The following is an 18,544-nucleotide window of genomic DNA, read 5'->3' on the forward strand; positions in this document are numbered from 1 at the left end:
GCTGTGTGGCTCAAACCTGTTCGGAGATTGCCGCTTTCACCGCCATCTTTCTCAGCAGCGCAACGAATTCGCCTCCGGCTTTTGCCACGTCCCCGGAATTGTCAATCATGATGGCGTCCAAAGGATCGCAAGGATTTGCACCAGCCCGCATCAAGCGACGTTGAATTTCGTCGGCACTTTCCCTGCCTCGCGCCGCGAGCCGCTTAGCCAATACCTCGTGCGAAGCCGTAATGTGGACTACGGCAAAATTTGCGTAGGTCGCACGAAGCTTCGGAACGATACCGCGCGAAACATTTGCTATTGCGACAGCGCCCAGCCGGATTTCATCATGGACGGATTTAGGCAAACCATAGCATAGGCCATGCGCTTCCCACTGATGCGAAAAAGCACCCGATTGCAACGCCTTCGAGAACTCCGCCTCACTCAACGTATCATGATCCTCCGCATCGACGGACGATGGGCGAGTTACCACGCGGCGTACAAAATGAAATCCCGGCTCATCTTTTAACACCATTCGAGCATAGTCGATAATGGTATCCTTACCGGCACCACTTGGACCGACGACCGCAACAAATACGCCATTTCGAACGTAGTCAGCTGCAGGGTCAAGCAAGCGCTCTATTGAAGCAGAAGCTGTCATCACACCACTCTTCGGCCTTCGCGCCATACTGTACGCACCACCGGGATGTGCTCATCGACGCGAACGCGAACAAGATCCGCGCGCTTGCCAATTTCGATGACACCACGATCTTCGAACCCTACGGCCTTGGCCGGATTTCTGGTCACAAGCTGGATAGCCTCGGGAAGCGTAATATTATCGACAGTCTCGCTCATGAAGAATGTCGATTGGATAAGGCTGAACGGAATGTAATCCGACGAGAGGATATCCAGATATCCATGCTCGGCAAGCTCTCGCGCCGAAACATTGCCCGAATGCGAACCGCCGCGAACAACATTCGGCGCGCCCATCAGCACTGAAAGACCCGCCTGTTTGGATGCAGCTGCGGCTTCAAGAGTCGTTGGAAACTCGGCAACCTGAATACCCTGCTCGACCGCCTCATCAACATGCGCGCCCGTCGCATCGTCATGACTGGCAAGAACGATACCATGGTCACGGCAAAAATCTGAAATAGCTTTGCGGTTGGGACCGGAATTCGTCGCCGATTGCGCCATCCGCTTTTCGCAGAATGCATTAAACTCAACATCGGATAATTTCAGCTTACGCTGGTAGTAGGTTGCGTAGGTCTCAAGATTGACAAACTGCCTCTGACCCGGTGCGTGATCCATGAGCGATGCGAGACGAACCCGGTTGTCATTTTCGAAAAATGCAAATCCATCCAGGCAGTCAGCCGCCGACACCTCGCAGCGCAGATGAAAATAGTGATCAGCGCGCAGGCGATCCTGCTGCACACTGTCTTCTATTGCATCCGCCAGCTTACGGATTTCCTGCGGCGTCATTTCGGCATCTTCATCCATACCGACGCGCAAGGCATCGAGCACGGTGGTGATACCCGATGTGGCAATCTGCGCATCATGGGCTAGAACGGAAGCAATAGGATTCCAGCGGACCTTGGGGCGCGGCATGTAATGGCCTTCAAGATGGTCCGTGTGCAGCTCAATCAACCCAGGAATAAGATAGTCGCCTTCGAAATCTTCCCCGCCCGATGCGGAGGTGTTCGAAATATCGGCGATTTTACCGTCGCGGATAAGGACGGAACCGGGAATTACTTCATTCTCCAGAACGATTTTGGCGTTGTTCAATACAAGTTCGGCGGACATTTCAAGCGGTCTTTCTTATGTTCGTTCCTGCCAAGGGATGCAGGGAATGTACTTCGAATGGGGCACCGGGCTCCGCCTCGATAAACAATGCGATATTGTTGATCTCAACAGGCTCTTCGAGAACAGGCTCCAGAAATTCGCTCAGCATTTGAGCTATCTTTTCCCGGTCTTGCTCCGCAACGGGATTGGTAAGCGTCATGTGAAAACGGAAATCATCGAACACATAAGGATACCCCCACTGTTCAAGATTACGCCGCTCCGAAACACTCATTTTCTCAGGATTTCGCCTTGCGATTTCCGCCACGCTGGGCGGCGCGCGAAAACGATCAAATGCAACAACAATATCATTGGCCAACTGGTTTAGCTTCGCCACGGGTTCTTCAGGAACCAGAGCAAAGAAACCGTCAAGATTTGCGATCTTCAGCTTGGGAATCTCTACCGGTCGCATGGAGGACGCAAAATGCATCAAGGCGGACAGAAGCTCCCGTTCCTCCACCCCTTCGGCCAGATGAAAGGGTGCCTTGAGCGTTGCATGGAACCCATAACGCCGGGCGGATTCCGTAAGCTTCGTTACTTCCTCATGCGCCAGGTTGCGAATTTGTGGCGGACGCACCGGCTGCCCGGTAAAGGCATTCCGGCCAAGCCAGTTAGCCGCCACTTTCAACAATGGATCGCTGGAAGGCGGTGTAAAATAAATCGCATAGCGCATTTTGATTCCTCCGGAGCAGTGTCGCGTTACGCTCCGATTATGACAAGCCTTTGAACGTCGCCAATTTCATTGTTGCTTTCCCATCAGGCGGGAGCGCAGTGCATTGGAAATGCTATCAAAGATAAAGATCACCGCGAGGATAAGCACGACCATATAGGCAACATTATGCCAATTGGTATTGGTGCGCATCGCCTCCCAAAGTTTCAGTCCGATACCACCTGCGCCAACCGCACCGATAATGGTGGCCGACCGTGTGTTTGACTCCCAGAAATAAAGCGCTTGGCTGGCGAAAACCGGCAATACCTGCGGTAAGACGCCATACCGCTGAACATTTACGGGCGCCGCCCCAACAGATTTGACGCCTTCGCGCTGCTTGTCATCAATGTTTTCCAGCGTTTCGGAATAAACTTTTCCGAGCGTACCCGTATCGGTGAAAAAGATAGCGGAAATACCGGCAAGCGGTCCCGGACCAAAGGCGCGCGTAAAGAACAATGCCCAGATCAGCATATCGACCGAACGGAGAAAATCGAAAAACCGCTTTGTGATCTGATTTGCAAAGAAGTTCGGCATGATATTGCGTGCGGCTATGAAGGCCAACGGGAACGACACAAGCGTTGCAAGCAAGGTCCCGACAAATGCCATGACAATGGTCTGCATGAGCTTGGTCCAGACATCGCCATGCTGCCAGGAGGAGTTGTACCAGATATTGTCGAATGCCAGCTCGGCATTGGACATTTCCGGCTTTATACGCTCGCCGCTGACAATCATGGATGCGACTTCGCCAAGGGATTTGTTCCAGAAGGGCGAAGCGGTATCGAAGACAAAATTCGCCCAGCCGAAGAAACGTCGGCTGACAACGACCCGCTCTGGAATAATATCGGCGGTTCCGGCAAAGCCGAAATTGACCGTGACCTGATCTTCCTTGAGCGATGCCCAATCAGGCAAAGCTCCCTGAGGTTTGGCACCATCGGGCTCAATGAGCACGAGGAGTTTCTCACTGCCGCGCGTAGCAATAACCTGTGTCGGGGTGATCTGAAGCGACTTACCCGTGCCGAATGTTATCGTGACATCATTGCCTTGCTTGATCGCCCAATCCGGCTTCGGATTGTCACCAAGCTCTGAAAACCGCGGATAGCTGATAGTTGTCCCCTCAGCGCCCATACGGACTGTTGTGCGGATCGCATAAGACACCCAGTCGCGAGCATAAATTTCAGCCCGCTGCCATTGGCCTGATGCAAGCACCGTGCCGATGGAAAAAAACCACCAACAATAGATAACATAAAGCACCACACCAGCCCCTATCATCAAGGGCATGAAGCGCTTCAAAATCGAAGGGTTGAATACATCGGGGTAGCGGGCTTCGAAGTCAGCAACATTCAGGGAGGTTATAGCGCTCATGACTGTTTGCCTCCGAAAGCGAAAGCCTGATTGCCAACAAGGCGTCGCCGGAGCCAGGCAGAAAATTGATCGACGGCGATAATCGTTGCCAAAAGCAGCAATATGATTGCCAGTGTCTTTGCTTGATGACCACGCCCGATGGAAAGGCGCAATTCTTCACCAATGCCCCCGCCACCAACCGCACCGATGATTGTGGAGGCACGCACATTGATTTCCAGACGCAACAAAGCATAGGACATGAAATTCGGCATGACTTGTGGGACAATTCCAAAGCCAACTCGCTCGAACCAATTGGCACCAGCTGCGCGCAGGCCTTCATCTGCCTTCATGTCAGCATTCTCGACAACTTCGAAGAATAGCTTGCCAAGCGCACCGATGGTGTGAATTCCGACGGCGAACATAGCGGGTATAGGCCCCAGCGAAAGAATCGCGGCGAAGAACCCAGCGATAACTATCTCGGGAAAGGCGCGCAGAATTTCCATATAGCGACGCGCGGCAAACCTTATCAGCTTGCTCTTCACAAGGTTTTTGGCCGCAAGAAAACAAAGAAGGAAACCGAAAAACGCTCCCACCAATGTCGAGATGATCGCGATATTGAGCGTCTCCAGCATTTTGTAGAAATATTCGGGAATGTAGAGCCCACTGAAAATGTAAACCCGGCCCTCCGGGTAGTCGAATTTCAAGCTTCCATCGAAATAGGGTGATGGCAGATCGAACAAGGCGCGCCAGACTTCCCACCCATCGCGCGGAATCAAATCCCCAGCGAAATCGAAGAAATGTGGCAGCCGGTCAAAGAACTTTCCAGCGTTCGAATCATTTGCAAACCAAAGCGAACCCGTAACAGCAATGAGCAAGCCAATGCCGATCAACCAGGAATATGCACGGCGACGGCTGGCAAGTTCTTGCCAATGACGCTCGATCTCTATTCCTTCAGGCGTTAGTTCTGTCGAATTGGCGCGGCTCATGGGCTTATCCTTCCAGAGCATAAAAAATCACGGCCAGATCAAGTGATCTGGCCGTGAAAGGGTGATTGAATTAACCGCCGATCTGCGCCTTACGAGCGTCAATGATGGGTTGGTAGAATTCAGTGTTTACTTCTGTGTAGCCTTTGAAATCGCCGCCCATCGTTGCTGCAAAGCAGGCTGGATCTGACTTTGGAAGTTCCATCATGAAGTTTTTAAACTTTGTCTTCATGTCGCTGTCTAGCGAAGTACGGACGACTATCGGGCCATTTGGAATCAATGGTGACTTCCACAATTCCACAAAATCCTTCATGTCGATAATGCCCTTATCGACCATCTTGCGCAAATTGCCGGAGGTATAGCCTTCATCGAACTTGCCAACACCCGAACCGAAAGTCGTACCAGCATCAAACTTGCCATCTTTGACAGCAAGCACAAGATTTTCGTGTCCGCCACCAAAGCCGGTTTCGCTGAAGTAATCCTTCACAGAGGTCTTGATGTCTTTTGGCAGAGCCGTAACTGGAACAAGATAACCGGAGGTTGAATCTGGATCAGCAAAACCCAGCTTTTTACCCTTCATGTCGGCTAACGTCTTGATGCCGCTATCTTTGCGGGCAACCATGATCGAATAATAGCCGGTGGCGCCGTCTGTCTGGACTGTTGTCAGGATTGGTTCAACAGCCTTCGGGTTTGCGAGATAGATTTTTGCGAAACCAGATGCGCCAAGCTCTGCATAATCCAACGTACCGCCGAGCAAGCCCTGGATAACACCATCATAGTCCGTAGCAGGAAATAGTTTGACGTTCTTTACGCCAAGTACCTTTGGCAGCTGGTCTACAATGCACTGATAATTGCGCAGGCGATCAGCTTCATTCTCACCGCCGATAATGCCAACGCGGAATGTTTCGAGGTTTTCTGCACGAGCCATCGAGCCGGCAAGCATTGCGCCGATTGCGATCGCACCAAGAAGGGCTTTTTTGAGCAACATTGGTCTCTCCTGTCAAACGTCTGTTTGAGTTTGTGATCTGTTCATGGTTGCCCGTGACGTGGGCTAGACGATCTCTCAGCGAGCGGCCAGAATAGCCTCAAGCTCGGGAATGGGTTTTGGCGCGCCGCGCGAAATACTGGTCGATGTAATAGCTTCTGAAAATGCGTCCTTGAGGCCGTCAGCACCGTAAATCCGGCGGGCAGCCATTTCCGTCAGGTCGTCCGGCCCGCCGTCGAATACGATTTTGCCTCCTTGCATCCCGATGATCCGCTGGCAAAAATGACGCGCCGTATCGAGCGTATGCAGATTGGTTATGACCGTAAGGCCTTCACGCTCATTGATATCACGCAGTGATTCCATAACCACTTGCGCATTGCGCGGGTCCAGCGAGGCGATAGGCTCATCCGCCAGAATGACTTTGGGATTCTGCATCAAGGCGCGGGCGATAGCGACACGCTGCTGCTGACCACCGGAAAGTGTTCCAGCACGCTGTAAAGCGGTTTTCGCAATATCCAGTCGCTCAAGAGCTGCGATCGCCATGGCGCGCTCTTCACGCGAGAAAATGCCCAGCAGACTTTTTATTGTTGAGCGGTGATTGAGGCGCCCAAGCAGAACATTGGTAAGCACATCAAGACGCGGCACAAGATTGAATTGCTGGAAAATCATTGCGCAATCACGCTGCCAGTTGCGCAGATTGCTGCCACGCAATTTCGCAACATCCGTGCCTTCAAAAATGATGGCACCTTCCGACGGATCGATCAGTCGGTTGATCATGCGCAGCAGCGTTGATTTACCCGCTCCCGACCGGCCAATAATGCCAACCATCTGACCCTGCGGAATTTCTACATTGACGTTGTCTATGGCGATATTATTGCCAAAGCGCCGCGTCACGTTTTCGATTTTCAGCATCAATTAACCTCTGTTGGCGTCAGCCTGTGGTAGAGGGTTTATGTGAACCTGCAATGGCAGTTTTGTCTCAGTTTCGTGACAACTTTGGGCTGTATCTAAACGTGATGTTTTTCCAGGAATTCCTGGATCTCCAATGTGCGGAAATCATCCAGCCCAGCACGTAATTTTGCGTGATCCCAATCCCACCAGGCCAACCTTTGCAGACGCTCCGCAGTATGGGGATCAAATCGGTCCCGGATTTTTTTGGCCGCAACACCGCCAACAATTGTGTAGGGCGCAACATCCTTCGAGACGACGGCTCCAGCACCGATAACCGCCCCGTCACCAACAGTCACTCCGGGCAGGATTGTTGATCCGTGACCGATCCACACATCGTGCCCAATGGTGACAAGATTTGACCGACGCCATTCAAAAAACTCGTCGTCGACTCCCGCATCATCCCAATATTCGGCGGAACGATAGGTGAAATGATGCAGTGTCGGACGCCATGTCGGGTGGTTGGTCGCGTTGATACGAACGCTGGCTGCGATATTGGCGAATTTGCCAATCTTCGCACACCAGACCGCGCCATCCTGCATAATGTAGGAATAGTCGCCGAGCGTAGCTTCGCTTATGCGGCAACGCTCGGAAACTTCCGTGTAACGGCCCAGCGTGGAATCCTGAACCGTTGCGGTTTCATGCACCAAAGGTATTTCAGACAGACGACTCATGCGGCCGCTCCGGTTTGAGCCGAAAACGCCGTGACATCGATAATCCTGTCAGCGACTGCTTCGCGCACATCGTCATCGTGGAAGATACCAAGCATGGCGACGCCCGCATTTTTCTTGTCGCGGATCATTGAAACCACCACATCGCGGTTTCTGGCATCGAGTGACGCGGTAGGCTCATCAAGCAACAAAATAGGATGATCCGTGATAAAGCCCCGAGCGATATTAACACGCTGCTGCTCGCCACCCGAAAATGTCGCCGGCGGCAGTGACCACAACCGTTCCGGCAAGTTAAGCCCCGCGAGAAGAGCGGCTGCCTTTTCGCGCGCTTCATCGCGATCAATGCCGCGTGCCACTAATGGCTCAGCTACAACATCAAGGGCAGAAACGCGCGGCACAGTGCGCAGAAACTGGCTTACATAGCCAATCAGATCGCGTCGAATGCCAAGCATTGTGCGCGCGTCTGCCGCCGCAACATCAACCAACCTGTCCCGGTAAGGCACAATGATTTGGCCGGTATCGGCAGCATAATTGCCATAGATCATCTTGAGGATCGAGCTTTTACCCGCACCGGAAGGACCACCTAGCACGGCGCATTCCCCTGCTTTAATGGAGAAGGAAACATTGGCCACGACCGGCAAGCAAATGCCGTCACGCAAATGCATGGTGAAGCTCTTGGCAACATCGGAAACAACGAGAGGTGTCGGCATGGTCAAACCTGTAGAATGGAGGAGACAAGAAGCTGCGTGTATGGCGCCTGCGGATCGTCCAGAACGCGGTCGGTAAGACCCGTTTCCACGACGTGACCGTCCTTCATCACCATCATACGATGTGAGAGAAGACGAGCTACGGCCAGATCATGGGTCACGACAATCGCTGCCAGGCCAAGATCGCTGACAAGACCCCGGAGCAGATCAAGAAGCCTTGCCTGCACCGAAACGTCCAGCCCACCCGTCGGTTCATCCATGAAAACGAGACGCGGGTTGGTAACAAGATTGCGTGCAATCTGCAGGCGCTGGCGCATACCGCCGGAAAAGTCGCGCGGCTGATCGTCAATGCGGTCCCCTGCAATCTCAACGCGGCCCAGCCAATCGGTGGCTGTAGCGCGTATATTGCCATAATGCCGGTCACCAACGGCCATCAGCCGCTCGCCAACATTTGCGCCCGCAGACACGGTCATTCTCAAGCCATCAGCGGGATTCTGGTGAACAAAACCCCAGTCGGTACGCATCAGGAAGCGCCGTTCTGCCTCGCCCATGCGGTAGAGGTCACGGAAATGCCCGTCGCGCATGCGGTACTCGACCGTTCCAGCAGAAGGCGCAAGTCTCGTAGCCAGACAATTGAGCAATGTGGTTTTACCGGACCCGGATTCGCCAACGACGGCCAGCACTTCGCCAGGAAAAAGCTCAAACGAAACATTCTTGCAGCCGATACGGCTTCCGTAAAATTTCGATAATGCCCCAACCTTCAAGAGTGGTATATCGCTCATTCTGCTGCCTCCGCCTGTGGTGCCGATAATTCACCGCGATGCCCTGCGGCCTGCCGTTCTTCACAAAAATCCGTGTCGGAACAGACGAACATGCTGCCTCCTTTATCGTCGAGAATGACTTCATCGAGATAGCTGCCCTTGGCACCACAAAGAGCACATGGCTGCGAAAACTTCTGAATCTCGAAAGGATGATCTTCGAAATCGAGACTGACGACCTGCGTATAGGGAGGAATTGCATAAATCCGCTTCTCCCGCCCTGCTCCGAAAAGCTGTAGCGCCGGAGAATTATGCATCTTCGGATTATCGAATTTGGGGGTCGGCGAAGGGTCCATCACATAGCGCCCCTCGACCTTTACCGGATAGGCATAGGTGGTCGCAATATGGCCGTGGCGAGCGATATCTTCGTAGAGCTTCACATGCATGAGCCCATATTCCTCCAGCGCATGCATTTTGCGCGTTTCGGTTTCACGCGGCTCAAGAAAACGCAGAGGTTCTGGAATTGGCACCTGATAAACCAGCGTCTGACCAGCGGCGAGCGCCGTTTCTGGAATGCGATGGCGCGTCTGGATAATTGTTGCTTCTGTGGTCCTCGTGGTCACCGGAACATTGGCAACCTTTTGAAAAAAGGCACGAATTGAAACCGCATTCGTTGTGTCATCAGCGCCTTGATCGATTACTTTCAGCGTGTCCTTCGGGCCGATGATCGCAGCCGTTACCTGTACGCCGCCAGTACCCCACCCATAGGGCATGGGCATTTCGCGGCTGGCAAACGGCACCTGATATCCAGGTATGGCAATGGCTTTGAGAATAGCCCGGCGGATCATCCGCTTGGTCTGCTCATCAAGATAAGCAAAATTGTAGGTGGCAAGCTCGGTCATTTTGTCATAGCCTCAAAGGAGTTGGTTTGCGCAAAACCACGGAGTTTTGATCCTTTGGTTTGAACTGCAAAACGTAGGGATGCATGACGGGAGATATTGAGTTTTATCTTTTTACTGGTGTTTTTGTTTTCATCGTAGCGCTTGCCGCAATCGAGCAGCGCAACAAGAACCGAAAAAAATTGAATAACGATAGCGGCGACACTGGTGTTTCCGGCAGCAGCGACAGCTGGGGCGACTCCGATGGCGGAGGTGATGGAGGCGGTGGCGACTGAGTTCATTCTGCAGCCTCACTGATTTCGTTCTTTTGGCTTTCATGTCCACTACGCATACGGCGCACGAGATCGAGTTCCGCTTGGAAATCCACATAATGCGGTAATTTCAGATGCTCGACGAAGCCGGTCGACTGAACATTATCGCTGTGTGAGATGACGAATTCTTCGTCCTGCGCCGCAGCGGTAATGTCCTCTCCCAGCTCTCTTGCCCGCAATGCGCGGTCGCAAAGAGCCATGGACATGGACTTGCGCTCGCTTTGGCCGAAAACAAGACCGTAGCCACGCGTGAATTGGGGCGGCTGCTTGGATGATCCCTTGAACTGATTGACCATCTGGCATTCGGTAAGACGAATGCGGCCAAGCGTTAGTGGAAAATCAAGTTCGGCGACTTTGAGTTCCACTTCAACCTCACCAATGCGAATTTCACCGGCAAAAGGATGGCTACGCGCGTAGCCGCGCTGGGTGGAATAGGCCAAGCCCAGCAGAAAACCCTCATCGCCGCGCGCCAGAGCCTGCAATCGCAAATCCCGCTCAAGCGGAAAGGTCAAAGGCTCGCGGGTCAAATCGCCCGTTTGAGCTCCCTCAGGCATATCACCATCAGCTTCGATCATGCCGTCATGGCCGAGAATATCGGTCACACGCGGCATATGTTCATGGGCCTCGATGCGTTGATCCGGCAGATCAACTGACCCATCTTCCGCAAGTTCAGGATCGAGCAAGCGGTGCGTATAATCGAAGGTCGGACCCAGCAATTGACCGCCTGGCAGATCCTTGAATGTTGCGGAAATGCGGCGTTCAATAGCCATCTGCCATGTCTCGACCGGCTTTGTATAGCCGAAACGCGGCAAGGTCGTCCGGTAAGCCCGAACGAGGAAAATCGCCTCAATCATATCGCCGCGAGCCTGCTTCACAGCGAGCGCAGCAAGCTCGGTATCGTAGAGCGAACCTTCAGCCATCACACGATCAACTGCGAGCGCCAGCTGTTCAATAATCTGATCGAGGCCGATAGCCGGAACGGAGCGATCACCACGGCGGCGGTCTGCCAGAAGCTTGTGCGCATTGCGAATGGCGGCTTCGCCGCCTTTAACAGCAACATACATGGCCTAAGCCTCCTTCTTCGAAATGCGGGTGGTTCGCGGCAAAGCGGCAAGCGCGCCATTGCCAGCAAAGATCAGGTCGATACCACGCGGAAAGACGCCACGATTTGCTGCCCATTGTTCAATAAACATTCTAGGAAGCTCGTTCGGCGCAAAGACCGCATTATCCTTGATTCCAGGACCTTCGAGGGTCAATTCTTGCGAACCATCAAAACCGGTCACCTGCAAAATGATTGTGGTCGAACGATCCGGATATTCAGACGTGCCTTTGGCAAATGAATCAAAAGACGGCATGTTTTCGATGTCGCTGACCAAAGCAAAATCGGCCTGGGAAGGATCATTCGTGAGCTCAACGCCGGTATGGAACTTCAGCCAGCCGATAGCGTCCTGCGATGCTTTCACTGGCTTGTCACACCAGACGACCGCATCATGATCCAACAACGTGGCTGCAATCGAAGCTATCGCCGGCGATAAGGGCGATGGGGCAAGAGCCAGATCACCGACGGAAATGACACGGCCCGGATTGGCCATAGCGTCCATCAATGCCCGAAAAATCTCCTGCGAGTTTAAAACCGTGTCGGCGAACCCGCCTTCAAAAACCTGAGTTGCTGCACGCATCAATCATCTCCTCGCACCATAGTGAAAAAATCGACCTTGGTTGCAGCGGTCTCAGCCCGCTTCTGTTCAAGCCCTTCATTCAAACGCTGCGCGATTGGAGCAAGCACGTTGTCTTCAACTGCTTGGCGATGGGCTGGCTCCTGCCAGATCGCATCAAAGACTGCAGCGAGCTTTACTTTCTCGCTTGAACGCCCGAGCGCGTAGGCATGACCGACAGCGCCATTATCGAGCCTTATGGTCGCTCGCGTCACGCTCGCCTCGCCCAGATTGAAAGCTGCGCCACCACCGCCGATGCGTCCACGCACCATGACCAGGCCGGTTTCAGGACCGCGCAGAGTTTCCACTGCTGGCTTGTTTTCCCAGCGCTCCCAGAACTGCCGCATTTCCTGCACGGTTGCTTGCGCCAGAAGCGCCATAGCCGCTTTGCGGCCGGAATCTGCAATCTCAGCTGTTACATCGGGTTCTTTACCCGTTTTCAAATTTGCATTGCGCATTGACACCTCACAGCAATTTGTCTATTTATATATACAACTAGACAATAAGCGTGGTTATAATACCCGTCAATGACAGGAGCATGACAAAGCATGCGTTCAAGCCATTTGATAACCAGGAATAGTGGCGTTGCTGTCTGGCGGCAGATTGCCGATCAGATCAGGGGCGATATTTCAGCGGGCAAAATGGCCAGTGGCGTGCGCATGCCGCCTGAGGTGGAGCTTGCAACCCGATTTTCCGTCAATCGTCATACAATCCGCAGCGCAATAGCCGCATTAACGAAGGAAGGCGTGCTTCGAGCTGAACAAGGGCGTGGGACATTCGTCGCCAATGCCAAAAAGCTCACCTATCGAATTGGTGAACGCACGAGGTTTTCGGAAATTCTCTCAACACAGGTTCGCGAGACAAAGGGTGTGCTGCTTGGGTCGTCGCTGGAGGAGCCTACAGCGGAAGTTGCCTCTGCGCTTGGAATGCACTCCGGCATGGTCATCAGAATTGATACGATGCACACAGCAGATAACAATCTCATCTCTTGCGCCACATCCTGGTTCGATGCTGCGCGTGTGCCAAATATCATCGAGGATTATCGTGCGACCGGTTCGGTTACCGCAGCGTTTAAACGGGCAGGGATTGATGACTATCTGCGTCAGTCAACGATTATCGGAGCCCGGCATGCTGATGCTGAGGATCTGCGACACTTGAAGCTTTCGCCTGGCGCCATTGTTATCGTCGCAACAGCCGTCAATGTCGATATGAATGGACGGCCTGTTGAATACGCAACAACGCACTTTTCTGCCGACCGCATGGAAATTGCCATCGGCAGACAGTCATCTCTTTAGAGCAAACCTTGCTCTTGCTACCACATGGTTTTTGCGGCCCGCTCCGGCCATTCGCGGTCATAGGTATCACCATCAAAGCGCGCTTCGCTCAACGCGGCAAGGATTTGGCCCGGCGTCGGAAACTCCTTCGGAGAACGATGTTTTGATGGATTCCAAAGCTCCGACCGAATAAGCGCGCGGGCACATTGGAAATAGGCCTCTTCGACCTCAATGACGGTGACGGATCGTGGCGCCTTGCCGTCCACATTGAAACTCTCAAGCACTACCTGATCCGTTTCAATATAGGCACGGCCATTGACTCGAAAGGTCGTTGTCAAACCGGGAATGAGAAACAACAGAGCCACACGCGGGTCACGGACGATATTTCGCAGCGAATCAATACGGTTGTTGCCCCGCCGATCCGGCATCATCAGCGTTCTCTCGTCATGTACCCGGATAAACCCGGCTAGATCACCACGCGGAGAACAATCCAGCCCTTCCGGACCACTAGTGGCAAAAGCAACGAATGGCGATCCTTCGATCAGCAAGCGATAATCCGGCGTGATTCGATCTGCCACTTTGGCAGTCGAGGCTTCACTTACACCGCTATAAATGGCTTCAAGTTGTTCTATCGACGTAATCCGCGTCATCATTTCCTCCTGCATGCGCATTCGCCGACTAACATGCCATGGCGAAACGATTATGACAGCCATCACTTTGGAAATGACATACAGACCGCACTAGTATATCAGTCGCGCGACCAATATTCGGGAGAGATGACATGGGTGGTTTTGCGGCAATCGGCGAGTGTATGATTGAGCTGTCCGGTGCCAATGGCGACCAATGGCGCATGGGTTTCGCAGGCGATACGCTTAACACCACCTGGTATGTCCGGGCGCTTACCAAAACCGAGTATCCCGTAGATTACGTCACGGCTTTCGGCGATGATCCCTTCTCGATGAAGCAGCGCGCATTCCTGAATGAAAACGGTATTCAAACAGCCAATAGTCCGATTATCGCCGGTGCGCGCCCGGGACTTTATGCGATAAGTTTGACCGGGGCGGAGCGTTCGTTCACCTATTGGCGCAATGACGCGGCTGCGCGCCAGCTGGCAGATGACACAGAGGCGCTGGCACAAAGCCTCGCCGGACGTGAGATTGTTTATTTCTCCGGGATCACCATGGGTATTCTCAGTCCTCAAAACCGTGAAAATGTTTTGAACGCTGTCAAAAACGCACGCGAACAGGGATCTCTCATTGTCTTCGATGCCAATTACCGCCCTCGCCTGTGGGAAAATGCCGACACAGCCCGGCAGGTACTCAGCGATGCCTTTCGCGTCACTGACATTGCCTTACCCACATTTCCAGATGAGAACGCACTTTTTGGCGACGCAACACCTGATCACACGGCTGACCGGATAGCCGGTTTTGGCGTAGGCGAGATCGTCGTTAAAGATGGCACGGAGCCAGCGCTTGTAGTGGCTGATGGTCGCCGCACCAACGTGCCAGCAACCATTGCCAAGGCAGTTGATACGACCGGCGCTGGCGACAGCTTCAATGGCGGCTACATTGCCTCGCGCCTTGCCGGCTTTGACCCCGTTAAGGCTGCAGCCAGTGCCCATAGGGTTGCCGCTCGCGTGGTTGAATTTCACGGCGCGCTTGCCCCCATGAGCGAAGCGCGCGCGGCCTTTGGCTAAGATTTTTTAAAACTGTACTTTGTCATTTGGCTATATGTTTCGTCTGGCCGCAGGATCGCCTGCGGGAAGTACGAAAAATGTGTTGAATCTGGCCAAATCTGCGCTTCGAAACACAATGCCGCATAATTTTCATATGTTTTTCCGGTCAAACCAATGGCAGGCTTTCCGCCAAGCGTATTGGATGCATAAAGCTGCACACCCGGCTCGGTGGTGGACACGGTCATTTCCACGCCAGATTTAGCTCCTCTGGCCCAAGCGACCGGGCACAGCGGGCGCCGCTCGCTCGCCAGACAGAAATTATTGTCATAGATAACCTGCTTGCCGTTTTCTTCACGCCGTACTGGTCTGAATTCACGAAAATCATGCGTGGTCCCTGCAACAGGCAAAACGCGCCCATCAGGCAGAAGATCAGCATCGGTAGGCAGATAGGCCTGCGCATCTATACGTACCTGATGATCGAGCGCGTCAGTTGCGCCACCATCATCCAGATTGAAGTAACTGTGATGCGCGAGATTGCATAGGGTTGGCTTGTCTGTGACTGCATCCAAACGAATGGCCAGAGTGCCCTTCGACTCAAGCATATAGGTGCAGGTAATGTTGAGATTACCCGGAAAACCCACCTCGCCATCGGGCAGATGAATTGTCAGCGTCACATAGTCCGGCCCAACGGCCACAACCTGCCACAAACGTTTTCCCGCCCCAAGCGTGCCGCCATGAATATTGTGCAAGCCGCGGAAATTCTTCTCCAACTGATAGGTTTTGCCATCAATCGTCAATTCGCCGTCCCGAATGCGATTAATGGAACGGCCAATCGTGGCCCCGAGATAGGGCGAATAGGCGGGGTAATCGGCAAAGTTCTGATAGCCAAGCACCAGCGGACTTTCATGACCTTTCAGGCGCAGGTCTTGAATAACGGCACCCCAGGTCAGGACTTTCGCCGTCAGGCCACCGCCAACAATGGTAATGCAATGCACCGCTTCACCTGAATCAGTATGCCCAAAAACTTCCGTATCCATTTGACTTTAAAACCTTTTATAAGATTCATTGCGCAGGCAGCCTGATGCACCGGAATGCATCAGGTGAATGATGTGAGCTAAATAGTCTAAAGACCAAGCCCACCAATGCAGACATATTTGGTATCGAGATAATCTTCGATGCCTTGATGCCCGCCTTCCTTGCCGAGACCTGATTCTTTAACGCCGCCAAAGGGAGCTTCGACGGTTGTGATCAGTCCCTCATTGACGCCGACCATGCCATATTTCAAACCTTCCGAAACACGGAACACACGCCCAAGATCCTGCGTGTAGAAATAGCTGGCCAGGCCGAACTGCGTGTTGTTGGCAAGATCAATTGCTTCCTGCTCCGTCTCAAACTTGTAGACAGGAGCAACGGGGCCAAAGATTTCCTCTGTCGTGAAAAGCATGTCCGGCTTTGCATCGCCAATGACGGTTGGCTCAAAGAAGCTGCCGCCTAGCGAATGGCGCTTGCCACCAGTGACAATCTTCCCGCCCTTCTGTTTTGCGTCAGCGATAAATTCCTCAACCTTTTCGACGGCCTTTTCATCAATGAGCGGACCTTGTTCGGTGCCTGCTTCAAGCCCATTGCCGATCTTGAGCTTTGCAGTCTTTGCTGCAAATTTTTCAACGAAACTATCGTAGATTCCAGCCTGAACCAGAAACCGATTTGTGCAAACGCAGGTTTGTCCGGAGTTGCGGAACTTTGCCATGATGGCGCCGTCGACGGCCCGGTCGACATCCGCATCATCAAACACGATGAATGGCGCATTTCCGCCGAGTTCCATCGATACTTTCTTTACAGTATCGGCCGCCTGTTTGATCAAAATCTTGCCGATTTCGGTAGAACCCGTGAAGGTTATCTTACGCACGACGGGATTGCTGGTAATTTCGCCGCCAATCTCGCTGGCCGAGCCTGTCAGAATATTGACGACGCCCTTCGGAATACCTGCCTGCTCGCATAATAGTCCCCATGCAAGACCTGAATAAGGTGTCTGCGTGGCTGGTTTTACAACGGCTGTACAACCAGAAGCCAAGGCCGGGCCAATCTTGCGTGCCAGCATGGAAGAGGGGAAATTCCAAGGCGTGATAGCGCCGATAACGCCAACTGGCTCTTTGGTAATCATGATCCGGCGATCAGCCCAAGGTGACGGTACGGTATCACCGTAAGTACGACGCGCCTCTTCAGCATACCAAAGGATATAAGCGGCAGACATGCCAACCTCGCCCTTGGATTCGGCGAGTGATTTACCTTGTTCCAGCGTCAGCAATTCGGCGAGCGCATCCTGATTGTCCAGGATTGCATCGTGCAATTTGCGCATCAGCTTTGAGCGCTCCAGCGCCGATGTCTTGCGCCAGGTTTTGAAGGCTTCCGCTGCCGCGTCAATGGCGCGCTTCGTTTCGGCCCTACCCGAATTGGGCACTGTGCCAATGACGAGCCCTGTCGCGGGATTGATGACATCGATTGTCTTGCCCGAATCTGCCGCGATCCACTCGCCATTGATAAGATTGGCCTGCTTCATGAACTGGCTGGATTTCTGCAACATCATATTCTCCCTGTGTTCGAAGGGTTATGCTCTTTAGGTGGATTCCGTGAAGGATAACCATATTGCGCTGGGCAATCGAGCCTTGGGTCAAGGTCCGTAAGCACCCTGCTCCTTTTTGGCAAAAGCTGCAACGGCGCAGCTAGCCAAATATATAGGTAACAACTGAAACCCAGAATGCCAGTGTCACCGCAGACAGAGCAGTCGCCATAACCATTGAGTTAGATGCCAAAGCCTGCCCTGTTCCAAAGCGTGTGGCAATGAGATAGGAATTCACGCCTGCAGGCAAAGCTGCTGCCACGACGGCAATTTTTGCGGTAAACGGGGCTAGCCCTAAGAACCACACAGCCCCTAAAACAACTGCAGGCATCAGCAATAATTTTATGACAGACATGACGAGCGCTGCGGCAATATTTCCCGACACGCCAAATTTCTTTAGTCCCATCCCCATCGCGAACAGCGCAACCGGCCCGGCAACACTCGCCAGAGTTTGTATGAGAGCATCCGCTGTCTGTGGCATCGTCAGACCAACAAGCCGCCAAATCCATCCGGCTAATATTCCAAGCACGAACGGATTTCGCAGCAAGCTCTTGAAGAACGAAAGCACGACCGCCGCCAGATGGGCTTCTCCGCTGAATACGCCATCCCGTCGCATCGCGATTTCATGCAAGCTGATTGATGCTGCCATCATGATCGGCATGTGAATGGCGACAATGAGAGAGAGTATCGCAAAGCCGTTTTGCCCGAATACGCCAAGCACAAGCGGCATTCCAAGGAAAACCAAATTGGAGAAAGATCCAGAAACCCCGGCAACGACACCAGCGCGATTATCTCGGCCAAACATATATTTGATAGCGAGGTCCGACGCGGCCCAGGCCACAACGACACCGCTGAAATAGGCGATCCACAGCGACCAGGGCGCTGCGCCATGAAAGTCGGCCGTCACCATGGTTCTGAACAATAATAGCGGCGCTGCAATCATGAACACGAAATCGGAAAGACCATCGCCGACCCGCTCATCAAGCAATTTGAAATGCGCCGCCGCATAGGCGATAGCGATGACGCCAAAAACAACGATGATTGTTTGGATAAGACTCATGATCCTTGGGATAAGCCCGGAAGTTTCGAGGAGCAAGCCTGGAAAACGATCACTTTATTTTTGTGAGCAGAATTCC

At 53.2% G+C, this 18,544-nt stretch carries 21 protein-coding genes; 2 read left to right on the plus strand and 19 right to left on the minus strand.

All coding sequences use genetic code 11. The features are described 5' to 3' along the window. Window positions 1–10 precede the first annotated feature (10 nt). From phnN to phnG, 15 genes are all read right to left on the minus strand, one after another. Window positions 11–640, minus strand: a complete 630-nt coding sequence (gene phnN / locus AC6CHM_RS05340; protein WP_307285814.1) for a phosphonate metabolism protein/1,5-bisphosphokinase (PRPP-forming) PhnN — start codon at window positions 638–640, stop codon at window positions 11–13. After that, on the minus strand, window positions 640–1,779 hold the full coding sequence (locus AC6CHM_RS05345; RefSeq protein ID WP_307285815.1) for an alpha-D-ribose 1-methylphosphonate 5-triphosphate diphosphatase: 1,140 nt from the start codon (window positions 1,777–1,779) through the stop codon (window positions 640–642). The genes phnN and AC6CHM_RS05345 overlap by 1 nt, the downstream gene beginning before the upstream one ends. A gap of 1 nt (window position 1,780) precedes the next feature. Next, entirely contained in the window at window positions 1,781–2,488 is a 708-nt protein-coding gene (locus AC6CHM_RS05350) for a DUF1045 domain-containing protein (RefSeq protein WP_115052711.1), read from the minus strand. Window positions 2,489–2,554: 66 nt separating this feature from the next. Further along, window positions 2,555–3,886 (minus strand): phosphonate ABC transporter, permease protein PhnE, encoded by a 1,332-nt coding sequence (gene phnE / locus AC6CHM_RS05355; protein ID WP_498172299.1) that lies wholly within the window; start codon window positions 3,884–3,886, stop codon window positions 2,555–2,557. Further along, window positions 3,883–4,851 carry a phosphonate ABC transporter, permease protein PhnE gene (gene phnE / locus AC6CHM_RS05360; protein WP_498172300.1) on the minus strand — a complete coding sequence of 323 codons (969 nt, stop codon included), beginning with the start codon at window positions 4,849–4,851 and terminating at the stop codon, window positions 3,883–3,885. Before phnE (AC6CHM_RS05360) ends, phnE (AC6CHM_RS05355) begins: the two co-directional genes overlap by 4 nt. Window positions 4,852–4,921: 70 nt before the next feature. Then, on the minus strand, window positions 4,922–5,833 hold the full coding sequence (phnD, locus tag AC6CHM_RS05365; protein WP_307286597.1) for a phosphonate ABC transporter substrate-binding protein: 912 nt from the start codon (window positions 5,831–5,833) through the stop codon (window positions 4,922–4,924). A 78-nt stretch (window positions 5,834–5,911) separates the two neighbouring features. Further along, a complete protein-coding gene (gene phnC, locus AC6CHM_RS05370; RefSeq protein WP_115052708.1) occupies window positions 5,912–6,745 on the minus strand; it encodes a phosphonate ABC transporter ATP-binding protein in 834 nt (277 codons plus the stop codon). Window positions 6,746–6,840: 95 nt separating this feature from the next. Beyond that, the gene (locus AC6CHM_RS05375; protein ID WP_115052707.1) at window positions 6,841–7,455 is read right to left on the minus strand and encodes a DapH/DapD/GlmU-related protein; all 615 of its coding nucleotides are present in this window, start codon (window positions 7,453–7,455) and stop codon (window positions 6,841–6,843) included. Beyond that, a complete protein-coding gene (gene phnL / locus AC6CHM_RS05380) occupies window positions 7,452–8,162 on the minus strand; it encodes a phosphonate C-P lyase system protein PhnL (RefSeq protein ID WP_115052706.1) in 711 nt (236 codons plus the stop codon). Before phnL ends, AC6CHM_RS05375 begins: the two co-directional genes overlap by 4 nt. Before the next feature lie 2 nt (window positions 8,163–8,164). After that, the gene (phnK, locus tag AC6CHM_RS05385; RefSeq protein ID WP_307285838.1) at window positions 8,165–8,941 is read right to left on the minus strand and encodes a phosphonate C-P lyase system protein PhnK; all 777 of its coding nucleotides are present in this window, start codon (window positions 8,939–8,941) and stop codon (window positions 8,165–8,167) included. After that, a complete protein-coding gene (locus AC6CHM_RS05390) occupies window positions 8,938–9,819 on the minus strand; it encodes an alpha-D-ribose 1-methylphosphonate 5-phosphate C-P-lyase PhnJ (protein ID WP_498172301.1) in 882 nt (293 codons plus the stop codon). Before AC6CHM_RS05390 ends, phnK begins: the two co-directional genes overlap by 4 nt. Next, window positions 9,816–10,097 (minus strand): hypothetical protein, encoded by a 282-nt coding sequence (locus AC6CHM_RS05395; protein WP_307285842.1) that lies wholly within the window; start codon window positions 10,095–10,097, stop codon window positions 9,816–9,818. The genes AC6CHM_RS05390 and AC6CHM_RS05395 overlap by 4 nt, the downstream gene beginning before the upstream one ends. Continuing rightward, the gene (locus AC6CHM_RS05400) at window positions 10,094–11,191 is read right to left on the minus strand and encodes a carbon-phosphorus lyase complex subunit (RefSeq protein ID WP_498172302.1); all 1,098 of its coding nucleotides are present in this window, start codon (window positions 11,189–11,191) and stop codon (window positions 10,094–10,096) included. The genes AC6CHM_RS05395 and AC6CHM_RS05400 overlap by 4 nt, the downstream gene beginning before the upstream one ends. A 3-nt stretch (window positions 11,192–11,194) precedes the next feature. Beyond that, complete coding sequence (gene phnH, locus AC6CHM_RS05405) at window positions 11,195–11,806, minus strand: phosphonate C-P lyase system protein PhnH (protein ID WP_115052702.1); 612 nt, start codon at window positions 11,804–11,806, stop codon at window positions 11,195–11,197. Continuing rightward, window positions 11,806–12,300: a phosphonate C-P lyase system protein PhnG gene (gene phnG / locus AC6CHM_RS05410; RefSeq protein ID WP_498172304.1), complete on the minus strand. Its 495-nt coding sequence runs from the start codon at window positions 12,298–12,300 to the stop codon at window positions 11,806–11,808. Before phnG ends, phnH begins: the two co-directional genes overlap by 1 nt. A 90-nt stretch (window positions 12,301–12,390) precedes the next feature. Here phnG and phnF point away from each other — a divergent pair, with 90 nt between their 5' ends. Beyond that, window positions 12,391–13,137, plus strand: a complete 747-nt coding sequence (phnF, locus tag AC6CHM_RS05415; protein ID WP_498172306.1) for a phosphonate metabolism transcriptional regulator PhnF — start codon at window positions 12,391–12,393, stop codon at window positions 13,135–13,137. Window positions 13,138–13,154: 17 nt separating this feature from the next. On the opposite strand, the gene AC6CHM_RS05420 is transcribed toward phnF, so the two are convergent. Beyond that, the gene (locus tag AC6CHM_RS05420; RefSeq protein WP_115053265.1) at window positions 13,155–13,766 is read right to left on the minus strand and encodes a pyridoxamine 5'-phosphate oxidase family protein; all 612 of its coding nucleotides are present in this window, start codon (window positions 13,764–13,766) and stop codon (window positions 13,155–13,157) included. A gap of 131 nt (window positions 13,767–13,897) precedes the next feature. Here AC6CHM_RS05420 and AC6CHM_RS05425 point away from each other — a divergent pair, with 131 nt between their 5' ends. Then, window positions 13,898–14,812: a sugar kinase gene (locus AC6CHM_RS05425; protein ID WP_498172308.1), complete on the plus strand. Its 915-nt coding sequence runs from the start codon at window positions 13,898–13,900 to the stop codon at window positions 14,810–14,812. Here AC6CHM_RS05425 and AC6CHM_RS05430 read toward each other — a convergent pair. From AC6CHM_RS05430 to AC6CHM_RS05440, 3 genes are all read right to left on the minus strand, one after another. Then, window positions 14,809–15,828, minus strand: a complete 1,020-nt coding sequence (locus AC6CHM_RS05430) for an aldose epimerase family protein (protein WP_498172309.1) — start codon at window positions 15,826–15,828, stop codon at window positions 14,809–14,811. The two genes, AC6CHM_RS05425 and AC6CHM_RS05430, sit on opposite strands and share 4 nt — an antisense overlap. Window positions 15,829–15,914: 86 nt before the next feature. Next, window positions 15,915–17,372, minus strand: coding sequence for an NAD-dependent succinate-semialdehyde dehydrogenase (locus tag AC6CHM_RS05435; protein ID WP_498172663.1), 1,458 nt, complete (start codon window positions 17,370–17,372; stop codon window positions 15,915–15,917). 139 nt (window positions 17,373–17,511) lie between these two features. Further along, a complete protein-coding gene (locus tag AC6CHM_RS05440; protein ID WP_307286605.1) occupies window positions 17,512–18,471 on the minus strand; it encodes an AEC family transporter in 960 nt (319 codons plus the stop codon). Between the last annotated feature and the right edge of the window lie 73 nt (window positions 18,472–18,544).

Source organism: Phyllobacterium sp. GQ127 (assembly GCF_059758635.1).